This window comes from Pseudarthrobacter sp. MOO14 (assembly GCF_058267675.1).
Genome location: NZ_CM177849.1, coordinates 545,215 through 558,957, shown reverse-complemented (window position 1 = coordinate 558,957; position 13,743 = coordinate 545,215). Strand labels below are relative to the sequence as shown.

The window sequence follows — 13,743 nt, the reverse complement described above, 5'->3', positions numbered from 1 at the left end:
TTACTGCCGGACGGGGATGAACACCCGCGGTTGCTCCGTCCAGGTGTCAGCCATCTGTGACATGGTCCGCCGCATGATCCGGTCCGATGCCTCGCGGGCAGCGGGAGCGTCGCCCTTGGCGATCGCGTCTGCCACATCTTCGTGCCACTGCAGGGCGGCCTGGTGGGGATGGTCCGGCATCAGGCCGTGTACCGTCCGGCCCGTCAGTGTTTCGGCCACCTGCCCCATCAGGTTGGCGAACATCTCGTTGCCGGAGCCGGAGAGCAGCAGCGAATGGAAGCGGATATCCAGTTCCAGGAAGCGGGCAACCTCGCCCTTGTTGCCGGCCTCCCGCATGGCGCGGGCAACATCCACGAGTTCCAGGCGCAGCGGCGCCGGCGCGTTCTCTGCCGCCAGTTCGGCGGCTGCAGGTTCGACGGCGGCACGGAGTTCGGCGAGGGAGCGAAGCTGGGCTCCGCGCGCATCGCTGGCCAGCCGCCACCGGATCACCTGCGGGTCAAAGGGGTTCCAGCGGCTTGAGGGCAACACCCGGATCCCCACCCGCTTGGTGGTTTCCACCAGCCCCAGGGACTGCAGGACGCGCACGGCTTCACGGATTACGGAGCGGGAAACCTTCAGTTCATCCTCCAGCTGCTCGGCGAGCATGACGTGTCCGGCGGGGAGATCCCCTGAGATGATCCGGGTGCCCAGGTTCTCGATGGCACGGTGGTGGAGGCTGCTGGTCATGCTGTAAGCCTAGTTGCTGGCGGATGCGGGATTGCCGGCTGACCCGGACGGCCGGGACAGGGGAGTGCGGCAGTCCTAGACTGGCAGCGACACAATCGGTTTCATGACGCGGACGTTACTTTCGCGTCACCGCCAGAATATATATGCTTTATTCCGACCCCCTGATATGCCCCGGCGTCCCACCCCGCACCGGAACCTGGATCCGGGGCAAACAATGAATTGGAGTTATTGATGTCTGCACACATCGGTGTCACCGGCCTCGCAGTGATGGGCGCCAACCTTGCCCGCAACCTCGCCCGCAACGGGTTCACGGTTGCCCTGCACAACCGGTCGGTGGAAAAGACCGACGCACTGCTGGAGAAGCACGGCTCGGAGGGCGATTTCATCCGGACCGAATCCTTGCAGGAGCTGGTCAATTCCCTGGAGAAGCCGCGCCGGGTGCTGATCATGGTCAAGGCCGGAAAGCCGGTCGATTCGGTGATCGAGCAGCTGGAACCGTTGCTGGAACCGGGCGACATCATCATCGACGCCGGCAACTCACACTACGAGGACACCCGCCGCCGGGAAGCCGCGCTGGCCAAGAAGGATCTGCACTTCGTGGGCGTCGGCGTCTCCGGCGGCGAAGAGGGTGCCTTGAACGGTCCGTCCATCATGCCCGGCGGCTCCAAGGAGTCGTACAAGGCCCTGGGTCCGCTGCTGGAAAAGATTTCGGCAAAGGTGGACGGTGAGCCCTGCTGCGCGTGGATTGGCACCGATGGCGCCGGCCACTTCGTCAAAATGGTCCACAACGGCATCGAATACGCCGACATGCAGGTCATCGGCGAGGCCTTCGACCTCCTGCGCTCCGGTGCCGGCATCGAACCGGCCGAGCAGGCAAAGATCTTCTCCGAGTGGAACCAGGGCGAACTCTCGTCCTTCCTGATCGAGATCTCCGCCGAGGTCCTGGGCCACGTCGATGCCAAGACCGGCAAGCCGTTCGTGGATGTCGTCGTCGACGCCGCGGGCCAGAAGGGCACTGGACGCTGGACCGTGATCTCGGCCCTGGAGCTCGGTTCCCCCGTGTCCGGCATCGCCGAATCGGTCTTCGCCCGTGCGCTCTCCTCCCAGGCTGCCCAGCGCAAGCTTGGCCAGGAGCTGCTGGCGGGCAACGAGGCAACGGTTGAGATCCCCGAGACGTTCGTTGAGGATGTCCGCCAGGCGCTCTACGCCTCCAAGCTGGTCTCCTACGCGCAGGGCCTGGACATGCTGACCTCGGCAGCCAAGGAATACGGCTGGGACCTCAAGCTGGACGAAATCGCTTCCCTTTGGCGCGCCGGCTGCATCATCCGCGCGGAGCTCCTCAAGGACATCACCAAGGCCTACGCTGCTGAGGAGAAGCCCGCAAACCTGCTGTTCGCACCGGCGTTCACCAAGGCCATTGGCGACGCCCTCCCGGCGTGGCGGCGGGTAGTAGCCACCGCCGTGCAGCTCGGCATCCCGGTGCCGGTGTTCTCCTCCTCGCTGGCGTACTACGACGGCCTGCGCCGCAAGCGCGTTGCCGCCGCCCTGATCCAGGGCCAGCGCGACCTCTTCGGCGCCCACACCTACGGCCGTGTGGACACCGAAGGCACGTTCCACACCCTCTGGGGCGAGGACAAGTCCGAAATTTCGGCAGTCGACACGCACTAGCCCACAGGTCTTCCGGCGCGGCGGCCGGCGCTTCCCGATACTCTGGGGGCGCCGGCCGTCGGCATTTTCGGCCGCACCGCCCCTCATCCGCGCAGCCCGCCCTCCCTCCGGGGCGGCGTCCCAAGGAGTCCGCCATGAACCAGCCCGTCGCTTTCGTTACCGGTGCGTCCACTGGAATCGGCTTCGAAGCTGCCCGGAAGCTCGCAGCCCGCGGATTCACCGTGTACGCCGGTGCCCGCCGGGTGGAGAAGATGGAACCGCTCAAGGCCGACGGCGTCCGGACCCTGGCGCTCGATGTGACGGACGAGGCGTCGATGGTCGCCGCCGTCGGGGAAGTCTTGTCGGCCCACGGCCGGATCGACGTGCTGGTCAACAACGCCGGCTACGGATCCTACGGCTCGCTTGAGGACGTCGAATTGGCGGAGGGCCGCCGGCAGTTCGACGTCAACCTGTTTGGCTTGGCACGGATGACGCAGCTCGTGCTGCCGGCCATGCGGGCCGCCGGCCGGGGGCGGATCATCAATATCTCCTCGATCGGCGGAAAGATGTACGAGCCCCTGGGCGCCTGGTACCACGCCACCAAGTTCGCCGTTGAGGGCCTTAGCGATTCGCTCCGGGTAGAACTCAAGCCACACGGCATCGACGTCTCCATCGTCGAACCGGGCGGCACCCAGTCCGAGTGGGGCGCCATCTCCGCGGAGGGCCTGCTGGCGAATTCGGGGACCGGACCGTACGCCGCCCAGGCCAAGGTGGTGGCGGCAGCGCTGGCTTCAACCGACGGTTCGGCGTTGTCCTCGCACCCCGCCGTGATAGCGGACGCAATCGTTCATGCCGCCACCTCGCCTCGGCCCAGGACCCGCTACCCGGTGGGCAAGGGCGCACGGGCCATCCTGCTGCTGCGCCGGCTGCTTCCGGACCGCGCCTTCGACACCGTGCTGTGGAACATCTACAAGCGCTTCCCCGGCTAACAGGACAGCGGGCCAAGCTAGGGCCCGAACTTCGTCCAGGCAACGCCGGACCCTAGATCCGGTACTCGATATCGTATTCGGCCGGATCCACTGCGGGTTTGGTTTCCCGCTGCGCATCGCGGTGCCGCCACTTGGCAGGAACGCCGGTAACGATCGACTCCGGCGGCGCGTCCTTGACCACGACCGCGTTGGCACCGACCGCGCTGTCCCGGCCAATGGTAATGGGCCCCAGGATTTTGGCTCCCGCACCGATCGTCACGCGGTCCCCGATGGTGGGGTGGCGTTTAATCCGGGCCAGAGAGCGGCCGCCCAGCGTGACGCCGTGGTAGATCATCACGTCCTCGCCAATTTCCGCGGTCTCACCGATCACCACCCCCATGCCGTGGTCGATGAAGAACCTGCGGCCGATGGTGGCACCCGGATGAATCTCGATGCCGGTGGCAAACCTGCCCAGCTGCGACAGGAGCCGTGCCGGAAAACGCAGGGCAGGGTTCTGCCACAACCGGTGGGTCAGCCGATGGATCCAGATGGCGTGCAGGCCGGAATAGGCGAAAAAGTTCTCAAAAGAACCTCGAGCCGCCGGGTCGTGGGACCGGGCGGCCTCGAGGTCTTCTTTCAGTCTTGCGAAAAAGCCCACAAAGTTCTTTCTACAGGAAACGGGCGGGCAGCTCAGTCTGCTTAGCCCCGGATGTCGTCATAGAGCACGGTGGAGATGTAACGCTCACCGAAGTCGCAGACCACGGCCACGATCAGCTTGCCCGCGTTTTCGGGGCGCTTGGCCAGTTCCAGCGCACCCCAGACGATGGCGCCCGAGGAGATGCCGCCCAGGATGCCTTCCTTGATGCCCAGCTCGCGGGCAACCCGGACCGAGTCCTCAAGCGAAGCGTCGATGACCTCATCGTAGACGGTGGTGTCCAGCAGTTCCGGAACAAAGTTCGCGCCGAGGCCCTGGATCTTGTGCGGGCCAGGAGCGCCGCCGTTCAGGATGGGGGAGTCCTTGGGTTCCACGGCCACGATCTGCACGCCGGGCTTGCGCTCCTTCAGCACCTGTCCGACGCCGGTGATGGTTCCGCCGGTGCCGACGCCCGCCACGAAGATGTCAACGGCACCGTCGGTGTCGGCCCAGACCTCTTCTGCGGTGGTCTTCCGGTGGATCTCCGGGTTGGCTTCGTTGGCAAACTGCTGTGCCCAGATGGAGTTCTCCGTGTTGGCCACGATCTCCTGGGCCTTTTCCACGGCTCCGCGCATACCCTCGGAGCCCGGGGTCAGCACGATCTCGGCGCCGAAGGCGCGCAGCATGACGCGGCGTTCGGTGGACATGGTTTCCGGCATGGTGAGGATGACCTTGTAGCCGCGCGCGGCACCGACCATGGCCAGGGCGATGCCCGTGTTGCCGGAGGTGCCCTCGACGATGGTGCCGCCGGGCTTCAGTGCACCCGACTTTTCCGCGGCGTCGATGATGGCGACGCCGATACGGTCCTTGACGCTGTTGGCCGGGTTGTAGAACTCCAGCTTGACCGCAACGGTGGCGTCCAGTCCCTCGCTGAGCCGGTTCAACCGAACCAGCGGGGTCCCGCCGACCAGTTGCGTTACATCGTCATAGATCCGTGCCATGTACATACGCCTATCTCTAAGGGGTGAATACTGAGGTCAGCCTAACGAGGCCGCGTAACGCAGGCTAAGCGTTAAGCCATGCAGAGTAATATTTCCTGGCCTTGGCCAGCTTGGGGTTGATGATCACCTGGCAGTACCCCTGTTCCGGGTGCTTGGCGTAGTAGTCCTGGTGGAATTCCTCCGCCACGTGGAACCGCGGCAGGCGGCTGACTTCGGTGACGATGGGGTGCTTCCACAGCGCCTGGTTGCGTTCGATCGCTTCCTCGAACAGGATCTTTTCCTCCGTGGTCTCGTAGAACATGGAGGAACGGTACTGGGTACCCACGTCGTACCCCTGGCGGTTGAGCGTGGTGGGGTCGTGCAGGGCAAAGAACATGTCCAGGATGACTTCGGCCGGAATGACCTCCTCGTCGAAGGTCACGGCCACAACCTCCGCGTGGCCGGTGGTGCCGCTGCACACCGAGTAGTAGTCGGGATGGGGATCGTGGCCGCCGGTATAACCGGACACCACCGAGGTGACGCCCCTGGTCTTCTGGTAGACAGCGTCGAGGCACCAGAAGCAGCCCCCGCCAAGAACAAAAGTTTTCATGACCTCTTCAATGGTTGACGGCCCCGGATGATTCCCGCCGGCCCTTCCCGGCACCGCAACATGCGGCGCCGGGAAGGCGATGGGGTAAAACTAAGACTATGGAACCTGTGGACACCGACGTTACCGGCCAGGCAGATCACGACGGCGAAGCCTCCTCCGACGCGCTGGGCCACGACAGTGCCCCCGAGGCTCCCACCCTGGCCGAATTGTTGCTTGCCGTTGAGGAACTGTGGCCCGAATCGCTGGCGGAGAACTGGGACGAAGTGGGGCTCGTGGCAGGCCACCCGTCCGCGCCCGTCAGCAAGGTGATGTTCGCGGTGGACCCCACCCTGGAGGTCATCGAAGAAGCCGTTGAGTGGGGTGCCGGCCTCCTCATTACCCACCATCCGCTGCTGCTGAAAGGTGTCACGTCGGTGGCGGCAACCACGGCGAAGGGACGGGCTGTCCACCGGCTGATCGAGTCGGGGACGGCACTGCTGACCGTGCACACCAACGGCGACTCCGCCGTCGGCGGCGTTTCCGATGTCCTGGCCGACGCGCTGGGACTGCAGGATGTTGCCCCGCTCACCGCGGCGGCCAACGGGCTGCCGGAGGAAGGCATTGGGCGGGTCGGCGACCTGGCGGACGCCATGAGCCTGGGCGATTTCGCTGCACGGGTGTTCGGCATCCTTCCCTCCGTCGCCGGGGGTGTGCGCGTTTCCGGGGACAAGGACGGCGTGGTGCGGCGGATTGCAGTGTGCGGCGGCGCCGGCGATTCCCTGTTCAACGAGGTCAGGGCCAGCAACGCGGACGTGTACGTCACCGCGGACCTTCGCCACCACCCTGCGTCCGAGGCCCGGGAAGCTGCCCTCAACGGCCGGCCCTACCTGGTGGACGTCTCGCACTTTGCCAGTGAATGGCTCTGGTTGCCGGCCGCCGCCGCAGCCTTGGGCAACGTCCTGGCGGACCAGGGGCACGACCTGGAGATCCGGGTCAGCACCACCAACAGTGATCCTTGGGACTTCATCCTCACTCCGGGCTGAGCCCGGCAGCGAGGCAACGGTTCAGCCCAGGCGATAGAGTCTAGGAAGCGCCCATAGGGTGCCCGGCCCCTGGCCGGAAAGGATCAAGCGGAGGTAACAGTGGCGAAGGCAGCACCGGCGGAACAGTTGAAGTTGCTCGAACTGCAAGGACTGGACGCCAGGCTGACCGGCCTCGCCAACCGCCGTCGGACGCTCGAAAATGATCCCCGGATCAAGGACCTCGAAGCGGCCCTGTCCGTGGCCAACGGAGAACTGGGCGCGGCCAAGGTGGCCGTGCATGACGCCGAAGCCGCGCTCAAGCGGGCGGAAGCCGACGTCGAACAGGTCGCTTCGCGCATCGAACGCGACGAGGCCAGGCTCAACAGCGGAACCGGGCTCTCCAAGGACCTTGTGGCCCTGCAGAAGGACATTGAATCGCTGAACAAGCGGCGCTCAGACCTCGAAGACGTGGAACTGGAAATCCTGGAGCGGCTGGACGCGTTGCGGGAACGGCAGGCCGCCCAGCAGGCGATCGTTGATGACATCCAAGGCTCGTTCGGCACGATCCGGGCAGAGCTGGACGCAGCCCTCGCCGAGGTGGCCGCCGAAGCCGAAGGGCTCGTGGCCCGGCGCGCCGAATTTGCGGCAGGCCTTGACGCAGGCATGCTGGCCGTCTACGAAAAGACCCTCGCCAAGCGGGGCGTGGGCGCCGCGCGGCTCTTCCACGGGACATCGGAGGCCTCGGGGATGAAACTCAGCCCAGGCGACCTTGCCGAGATCAAGGCGGCCGCGGCGGATGACATCGTGTTCTGCCCGGATTCCGGCGCCATCCTGGTCCGCTCGGACGACTGGGCCTGAACCGCCGGCGCCTCAGCCCGGCAGGATGATGTTCAGGGCATGGGGCCTGCGTGCCGTACCCGGCACCAGCTCCGCGTCCCATTTTTCGCGCGCAACCTTCAGCAGGTCCGAGGCCGCAGCCGGAGCCTTCCCGCGGCGGGCCAGGAGGTGCCGGGCCAGTTCGCCGCGGGTGTGCTTGGCGAAATGGCTCACCACTTTCCGGACTCCTGCGGCTTCGGTAAAGACGTTCACCGTGACCGTACGCTCCGGCGGCGCCGCCCAGGCGGCCGCGTAGGTGCTCGAACGGCAGTCAACCACCAGATGGCCCTCCGCGGCGCGGCCCAGCGTGTCATCCAGCTGTGCCTTCCAGAACGAAGCCAGCCGGCCGACGTCGGGCAATGCCGTCCCCATGGAAAGCCGGTAGGCGGGCACGCTGTCGCCAAAGCGGATTGCCCCCCACAGCGCGGAGACCACCAGCACGGACTCGTCGGCCTTGCGCCGCTGCGCGGGCGTCAGGCTCCGGTATCCCAGGGCGTCATACAGAACCCCCGAGTAGATGCTGTGTGCCGGCGCGGCCGGCTCAGCGTGGAGGCGGGTGTTGCGTTCGACGTCGTCCCGCAGCGAGGCGCCCACGCCCAGCAGCGAGAGGGCGTCCGGGTGCCCGCTGACCGCTTCCAGCGCCGCCAGGACCTTGGTGCGGCAGGGATTGAGCTCAGGGAAACTCAGCGAGGGCCAGTCGACGGCGGACCCGCGGCGCGCGGGTGTCTTGCCTTCGGAAGGGGGTAGCAGAATCAGCACCGTCCGATCCTACCGGCGACAAAAGCGGTCGGAGGCGCCCGGTAGACTGGATCCGGATGGGACAGCCAGACGGCCGCGCGCCACGCAAGTGGCTCGAGGAACGTCCGGGCTCCGCAGGGCAGGGTGGTGGGTAACGCCCACTCGGGGTAACCCGCAGGCCAGTGCCACAGAAAACAGACCGCCTGCATGTCCGGCCTTGGCCGGAGAGGGCAGGTAAGGGTGAAACGGTGGTGTAAGAGACCACCAGCTTCCCGGGTGACCGGGAAGGCTAGGTAAACCCCACCCGGAGCAAGGCTAGACAGGACACGTTCGAGGGCTGCCCGCCCGAGTGTCCGGGTAAGCCGCTGGAGGGTGCCGGCAACGGTACTCGTAGATGGATGGCCGTCGCTCCCTTGCCGGCAACGGCAGGGGAGAACAGAACCCGGCGTACCGGCTGTCCCATCCGCAAAACCGGGTTTGACCTTGGGCGCTGTGTTGGGGATGCTGGACCGTGCCCGTTATTACTGATCTCCGGCCGGCCGCCGGAACGGCCGGAACCCTGCCCGGCCTGCGCTCCCAAATTGTCGCCTTTGCGGGCTTCCTTGGACTGTCTGCTGCGGCGTGGGTGCTTGCCTCGATCCCCATCATCCTCAATTCCACGGGCTGGTATGCCGGCTCGCTCAAGGCGCCGTGGATGCCGCCGTCGCTGATGTTCCGGATCACCTGGATGGTGCTGTACGTCGGGGTGGCCGCCGCGGCGTGGCTGGTCTGGCGCAAAGGTGGATTGACCGGCCCGGCCCTGGCAGGGTACTCCGTCCAACTCGTGCTCAACGCCGCGTGGCCGGTGGCGTTTTTCGCGATGTACCCCATGGCAGGCGCCGCGGCTTTGTGGGCGGCATTCCTCGTCATCTGCACCCTGGCCGCGACCCTGGCGTTCCTGATCGTCCGGTTCGGCCCGGTGGACGCCACCGCAGGGCTGCTGGTGTTGCCGTACTTCTCCTGGGTGGTCTTTTCCGCCAGCCTCAACTTGTATGCTGCCATCCACAACTGAGCCCACGGGGTGAGCCGTGTGAGTGATTTCACGCAGCGCAGGCGTGTTCGGGGGGCTGCGCCAAATTAGAATGGATCCCGGACGCAGGAGTTCTACCGCCGAAAGTTGCGTTCGCAGCCGGCGGTTTTTCTTTGCACGCGATCCAGGTGCCTGGGGGCCGACCCCTGCAGGTGCCGGTGCCCCTGGACATCATCAGGTGGCCTACATCTGTGTACGAGGACGTACACGGCTGACCCGAGGAAGGTATTTCAGTGAGCCAGACGTCTGATTCTTGTCTTGATACGTGGATGGGCCGGGAGGCCCTCGCCGAGGCCATGATCCCGGTGATCGGCAGGCTGTACCGGGAAAACAACGTGGTGACCAGCATCCACGGCCGGAGCCTGATCAACAAGTCCACCATGAACATCCTCAAGGCACATCGCTTCGCGCGCCGGATGAGCAAGGACGAACTGCTCCTGGAGGACACGGCACCGCTGCTCAACACGCTGGCCGGGCTGGACCTGGGCGCCGCCGCGATCGACATCGCCCGCCTGAACCAGAAATTCAAGGAAGAGGGCAACGGGGCCACCCTTGAAGAGTTCCTCCGCGCCGAACTCGCCGAGATCGTTGGCAAGCGTGGCGGCGACGAACGCACCAGCACCGATGTGGTGCTCTACGGCTTCGGCCGCATCGGCCGGCTCCTGGCACGCCTGCTGATCGAAAAGGCCGGTGGCGGCCACGGCCTGCGCCTGCGCGCCATCGTGGTCCGCCGCGGGTCCGACAACGACCTTTCCAAGCGGGCCAGCCTGCTCCGCCGGGACTCGGTCCACGGTTCCTTCGAGGGCACCATCCGGATCGATGAAGAGGCCAACACCATTACGGCCAACGGCGTCCGTATCCAGGTGATCTACTCGAACGATCCCGCCACCATCGACTACACCGCCTATGGAATCAAGGATGCCCTGGTGGTGGACAACACGGGCCGCTGGCGCGACGCCGAAGGACTGTCCCAGCACCTCCAGAGCAAGGGTGTTGCACGCGTCCTGTTGACGGCTCCGGGAAAGGGTGAACTGAAGAACATTGTCCACGGCATCAACCACCGGGACATCGACGACTCCGACCGGATCGTTTCCGCAGCCTCCTGCACCACCAACGCCATCACTCCGGTCCTGAAGGCCATCAACGACAAGTTCGGCGTGATCCACGGGCACGTGGAAACCGTGCACTCCTTCACCAACGACCAGAACCTGATCGACAACTTCCACAAGGGCGACCGCCGCGGACGCTCGGCCGCGCTGAACATGGTCATCACCGAAACCGGTGCCGCCAAGGCGGTGGCCAAGGCCCTGCCCGAGCTCCTGGGCAAGCTGACCGGCAGCTCCATCCGCGTTCCCACCCCGGACGTCTCCCTGGCCATCCTGAACCTCAGCCTGGAGAACGGCACCACCAAGGATGAGGTGAACAACTACCTGCGCGAGATGTCGCTGCACTCGGACCTGCGCAAGCAGATCGACTACATCGACTCGCCCGAGGTGGTCTCCACCGACTTCGTGGGTTCCCGCCGCGCCGGCATCGTTGACGGCCTGGCCACGGTGTCCACGGACAAGAACCTGGTCCTCTACGTCTGGTACGACAACGAATTTGGCTACAGCTGCCAGGTGGTCCGGGTCATGGAGGAGATGGCCGGCGTGAACCCGCCGTCGTTCCCTGCCAAGGAAAGCGCGGCCGCCCTGGCCGCCATCGCCGTCTGACCAAAAGCGACACGTCCTGCCAATTCCCGGCTGGTTCACTGGAATCAGCCGGGAAACCGGACCAGACTGGTGGCATGGACAACGAATCGACGCTTCAGCACGAGACCACCCTCGAACACGCACTCGACGTGGCGAAGGCCAACCACAAGGAAGCCCTCAGGCTCCTGGAGGGCGCCCGCGCCGCCCACCAGGCCGGGGACGCCAGCGAGGAGCGCGTCCGCCAACTCGAGGAACTCCTGGCCACCGCGGAGGAGGACCTCCGGAGGGTCACGCGCGAGCAGTAGATGCCGCGGGCGGGTGAGGGATCACCCGTCCTCCACAGTGTGGATATCGGCCGCCGGCCGGGCTCCCCGTCCTAGGCTCGTGGGGTGCCTCCCACTAGTGATCCGGTATCACCGCCGTGACTGTCAGCTGGTCCGACTATCGCCGTGCCCGCCGCCGGTCCCGGCAGGCTTGGGGTCTGCTGGCCGCCTTCGCCGTCTCAGCGGTGGCCGCGCTTTTCTGGTTCTTCACCGCCGGACAGTTCGCGGCAGCCGGACCTGCGGCCGCCGGGCCGACGGAGGCGCCGGTGTTCGATGCCGCCTGGATGAAGCCGGTGGCGGAGCCCCATCCGGTACCGGGAGGGGCCGCCGTTTCTGCCCTGGATGGCCTGGCCGTGAAGGGCAGGGCGCCGAATACGGGCTACAGCAGGGAAGCCTTCGGCCAGGCGTGGCTGGATGCGGACCGGAACGGGTGCGATACCCGCAACGACATCCTGCGGCGCGACCTCGCGGGAGTCATCTTCGCCGACGGTTCCACGTGCCAGGTATCGGGCGGTCATTTCCAGGAGCCGTACACCGGACACGCCATTGAATTCCGCCGCGGCGCCGACACCAGCAGCGCGGTGCAGATCGACCATGTGGTGGCCCTGGGCGACGCCTGGCAAAAGGGAGCACAGGGCCTGACCCCGAAGGAACGCCAGAGCCTCGCCAACGATCCGCTCAACCTGATCGCCGCCGACGGGCAGGCGAACCAGAAAAAGGGTGCCGGTGACGCCGCAACCTGGCTTCCGAAAAACACTGCGATCCGCTGCCACTATGTAGCCCGGCAGATCTCCGTCAAGGCCGCCTACGGCCTGTGGGTGACTGCGGCGGAGAAGGATGCCATGAAGAAAGTGCTGGCATCCTGCCCCGGGCAGCCAACGATCACCGCCGGCTGAGGGGCGGCCCGGGAACCGCTTAGTGGCCGAACGGGTCGGGATCGACGCCGGGCATCCAGGTCAGCCCTGGCACGCCCCACCCGTTCTTCTTGGCCTGTTTCAGGGCCTTCCGGGCGTAGCGGTCCATCAACCGGTTGACGTACAGCTTGCCGTCCAGATGGTCGAATTCATGCTGGATGACCCTGGCAAACCAGCCCGTCGCCTCGAACTTCACCGGCTCGCCGAAACCGTCGAAGCCTTCCACCCGGGCCCACTCGGCCCGCTTCAGCGGGTACTGCTCGCCCGGGAAGGACAGGCAGCCCTCTTCTTCCTCGTCCGGGTCCGGGGCGGCGCCGGAAACCTTGGAGAGGGTGAGGACAGGGTTCACCAGCACACCGCTCAGTGGCGCGCCGTCGTCGTTGGCGTACTTGTAGACGAAGATCCGCTTGCCCACGCCGACTTGCGGCGCCGCGAGACCCACGCCGTTGGCGGCGTCGTTGGTCTCGAACATGTCGGCAATCAGGCTGCGCAGATCGTCGTCGAAAACCTCGACTTCGGCTGCCCGGCGGTGCAGGACGGGCTCGCCCCAGATGGTAATCGGCAGAACGGTCATAGCATTAGTCCTTCGGCTTCGGGGCCGGCAGCGCCGGCGTCCCTGCACGTATCTTGGTGGGACACAACAAAGGAGGCCGCACCGGATATCCGGTGCGGCCTCCTTGTTGACGGCTGCAAGTGCCGCCCCGTGAGGGTGAGCGACGGGGGTTGAACCCGCGACCTCCTGGACCACAACCAGGCGCTCTGCCAACTGAGCTACGCCCACCATGTGTTTCAAGGTCAGGCCGTGTTACCGGCTCCCTGGAAACGCAACTCAAATAGCTTACCTGCTCGGAAGGGGTGCTTTGTCCACTTTCGGCGATTTCCGCGAAATTTCCTCCAAACGTGGCGCAGATTACTCGCCGGCAGGGTTGGCAGCGTCGCCGCTGGTGATGCGCCTGGCGATCTTCTGGGCGGTGGCGCTGTCAGGGCCCGGCGCCGGCACGAACACCGCTTCGCGGTAGTAGCGGAGTTCATCAATGGAGTCCTTGATGTCGCCCAGTGCCCGGTGGCCGCCCTTTTTCGCCGGTGACTGGAAGTACGCCCGCGCGAACCAGCGGCGGGAGAGTTCCTTGATGGTGCTGACGTCAATCACCCGGTAGTGCAGGTGCTCCACGACGGCGGGCATGTCGCGGGAGAGGAACACCCGGTCGGTGCCCACGGAGTTGCCGCCCAGGGGAGCCTTCCGCGGATCCGGAACCCACGCGGAGATGTACTCCATGACGGCGGCCTCAGCCTCCGCCATGGTCTTGCCGTGGGGGAGTTCCGCCAGGAGCCCGGACTTGGTGTGCATGTCCCGGACGAAGTCGGACATCTGGGCGACGGCCGCGTCCTCGGGCTTGACCACCACGTCGACACCGTCCCCGAGGATGTTCAGTTCCGAATCGGTGACCAGGGCTGCCACCTCGATGAGGGCGTCGTTCTTGATGTCCAGGCCGGTCATTTCGCAGTCGATCCAGACGATTCGTTCGTTAGATATAGGCACCGGACCAGCCTACCGTTACCGCCCCG

At 65.9% G+C, this 13,743-nt stretch carries 15 protein-coding genes, 1 tRNA gene and 1 other RNA gene; 9 read left to right on the top strand and 8 right to left on the bottom strand.

Features of this window, described 5'->3' with window-relative positions:
- Window positions 1-726, bottom strand: a complete 726-nt coding sequence (locus tag AC4EEV_RS02585; RefSeq protein ID WP_491330084.1) for a FadR/GntR family transcriptional regulator — start codon at window positions 724-726, stop codon at window positions 1-3.
- A gap of 231 nt (window positions 727-957) precedes the next feature.
- On the opposite strand from AC4EEV_RS02585, the gene gnd reads away from it, so the two are divergent.
- The gene (gene gnd / locus AC4EEV_RS02580; protein ID WP_491330083.1) at window positions 958-2,394 is read left to right on the top strand and encodes an NADP-dependent phosphogluconate dehydrogenase; all 1,437 of its coding nucleotides are present in this window, start codon (window positions 958-960) and stop codon (window positions 2,392-2,394) included.
- A gap of 134 nt (window positions 2,395-2,528) precedes the next feature.
- Window positions 2,529-3,362 carry an oxidoreductase gene (locus AC4EEV_RS02575; protein ID WP_491330082.1) on the top strand — a complete coding sequence of 278 codons (834 nt, stop codon included), beginning with the start codon at window positions 2,529-2,531 and terminating at the stop codon, window positions 3,360-3,362.
- Between the two features lie 52 nt (window positions 3,363-3,414).
- Here the strand turns inward: AC4EEV_RS02575 and epsC are convergent, their stop codons facing one another.
- From epsC to msrA, 3 genes are all read right to left on the bottom strand, one after another.
- Window positions 3,415-3,999 (bottom strand): serine O-acetyltransferase EpsC, encoded by a 585-nt coding sequence (epsC, locus tag AC4EEV_RS02570; RefSeq protein WP_018761618.1) that lies wholly within the window; start codon window positions 3,997-3,999, stop codon window positions 3,415-3,417.
- 41 nt (window positions 4,000-4,040) lie between these two features.
- On the bottom strand, window positions 4,041-4,976 hold the full coding sequence (cysK, locus tag AC4EEV_RS02565; RefSeq protein ID WP_026264549.1) for a cysteine synthase A: 936 nt from the start codon (window positions 4,974-4,976) through the stop codon (window positions 4,041-4,043).
- Between the two features lie 64 nt (window positions 4,977-5,040).
- Window positions 5,041-5,565: a peptide-methionine (S)-S-oxide reductase MsrA gene (msrA, locus tag AC4EEV_RS02560; protein ID WP_018761616.1), complete on the bottom strand. Its 525-nt coding sequence runs from the start codon at window positions 5,563-5,565 to the stop codon at window positions 5,041-5,043.
- 98 nt (window positions 5,566-5,663) lie between these two features.
- Between msrA and AC4EEV_RS02555 the strand changes: the two genes are divergently transcribed.
- Window positions 5,664-6,587 carry a Nif3-like dinuclear metal center hexameric protein gene (locus AC4EEV_RS02555; RefSeq protein WP_206073876.1) on the top strand — a complete coding sequence of 308 codons (924 nt, stop codon included), beginning with the start codon at window positions 5,664-5,666 and terminating at the stop codon, window positions 6,585-6,587.
- A 99-nt stretch (window positions 6,588-6,686) separates the two neighbouring features.
- Entirely contained in the window at window positions 6,687-7,424 is a 738-nt protein-coding gene (locus tag AC4EEV_RS02550) for a zinc ribbon domain-containing protein (protein WP_491330081.1), read from the top strand.
- Between the two features lie 12 nt (window positions 7,425-7,436).
- Here the strand turns inward: AC4EEV_RS02550 and AC4EEV_RS02545 are convergent, their stop codons facing one another.
- Entirely contained in the window at window positions 7,437-8,201 is a 765-nt protein-coding gene (locus AC4EEV_RS02545; protein ID WP_018761613.1) for a YaaA family protein, read from the bottom strand.
- Window positions 8,202-8,258: 57 nt separating this feature from the next.
- On the opposite strand from AC4EEV_RS02545, the gene rnpB reads away from it, so the two are divergent.
- The 5 genes from rnpB to AC4EEV_RS02520 all read left to right on the top strand — a co-directional run bounded on the left by rnpB (window position 8,259) and on the right by AC4EEV_RS02520 (window position 12,159).
- Window positions 8,259-8,646, top strand: an RNA gene (gene rnpB, locus AC4EEV_RS02540) — RNase P RNA component class A.
- Window positions 8,647-8,691: 45 nt separating this feature from the next.
- Complete coding sequence (locus AC4EEV_RS02535) at window positions 8,692-9,231, top strand: TspO/MBR family protein (RefSeq protein ID WP_165837974.1); 540 nt, start codon at window positions 8,692-8,694, stop codon at window positions 9,229-9,231.
- A gap of 287 nt (window positions 9,232-9,518) precedes the next feature.
- Window positions 9,519-10,961, top strand: a complete 1,443-nt coding sequence (locus AC4EEV_RS02530; RefSeq protein ID WP_018761611.1) for a glyceraldehyde-3-phosphate dehydrogenase — start codon at window positions 9,519-9,521, stop codon at window positions 10,959-10,961.
- A 74-nt stretch (window positions 10,962-11,035) separates the two neighbouring features.
- Entirely contained in the window at window positions 11,036-11,245 is a 210-nt protein-coding gene (locus AC4EEV_RS02525) for a hypothetical protein (protein WP_018761610.1), read from the top strand.
- A 116-nt stretch (window positions 11,246-11,361) separates the two neighbouring features.
- Entirely contained in the window at window positions 11,362-12,159 is a 798-nt protein-coding gene (locus AC4EEV_RS02520; protein ID WP_491330080.1) for an HNH endonuclease family protein, read from the top strand.
- Between the two features lie 19 nt (window positions 12,160-12,178).
- On the opposite strand, the gene def is transcribed toward AC4EEV_RS02520, so the two are convergent.
- From def to orn, 3 genes are all read right to left on the bottom strand, one after another.
- Window positions 12,179-12,751 (bottom strand): peptide deformylase, encoded by a 573-nt coding sequence (def, locus tag AC4EEV_RS02515; RefSeq protein ID WP_491330079.1) that lies wholly within the window; start codon window positions 12,749-12,751, stop codon window positions 12,179-12,181.
- Window positions 12,752-12,885: 134 nt separating this feature from the next.
- A tRNA-His gene (locus tag AC4EEV_RS02510) sits at window positions 12,886-12,958 on the bottom strand.
- 129 nt (window positions 12,959-13,087) lie between these two features.
- Window positions 13,088-13,675, bottom strand: a complete 588-nt coding sequence (gene orn / locus AC4EEV_RS02505) for an oligoribonuclease (RefSeq protein ID WP_491330837.1) — start codon at window positions 13,673-13,675, stop codon at window positions 13,088-13,090.
- Window positions 13,676-13,743: the final 68 nt, after the last annotated feature.

Coding starts and splice junctions, on each gene's coding strand:
- AC4EEV_RS02585 (WP_491330084.1), bottom strand. CDS start 726: ATGACCAGCAGCCTCCACCACCGTGCCATCGAGAACCTGGGCACCCGG.
- gnd (WP_491330083.1), top strand. CDS start 958: ATGTCTGCACACATCGGTGTCACCGGCCTCGCAGTGATGGGCGCCAAC.
- AC4EEV_RS02575 (WP_491330082.1), top strand. CDS start 2,529: ATGAACCAGCCCGTCGCTTTCGTTACCGGTGCGTCCACTGGAATCGGC.
- cysK (WP_026264549.1), bottom strand. CDS start 4,976: ATGGCACGGATCTATGACGATGTAACGCAACTGGTCGGCGGGACCCCG.
- msrA (WP_018761616.1), bottom strand. CDS start 5,565: ATGAAAACTTTTGTTCTTGGCGGGGGCTGCTTCTGGTGCCTCGACGCT.
- AC4EEV_RS02555 (WP_206073876.1), top strand. CDS start 5,664: ATGGAACCTGTGGACACCGACGTTACCGGCCAGGCAGATCACGACGGC.
- AC4EEV_RS02530 (WP_018761611.1), top strand. CDS start 9,519: ATGGGCCGGGAGGCCCTCGCCGAGGCCATGATCCCGGTGATCGGCAGG.
- AC4EEV_RS02525 (WP_018761610.1), top strand. CDS start 11,036: ATGGACAACGAATCGACGCTTCAGCACGAGACCACCCTCGAACACGCA.
- def (WP_491330079.1), bottom strand. CDS start 12,751: ATGACCGTTCTGCCGATTACCATCTGGGGCGAGCCCGTCCTGCACCGC.
- orn (WP_491330837.1), bottom strand. CDS start 13,675: ATGACCGGCCTGGACATCAAGAACGACGCCCTCATCGAGGTGGCAGCC.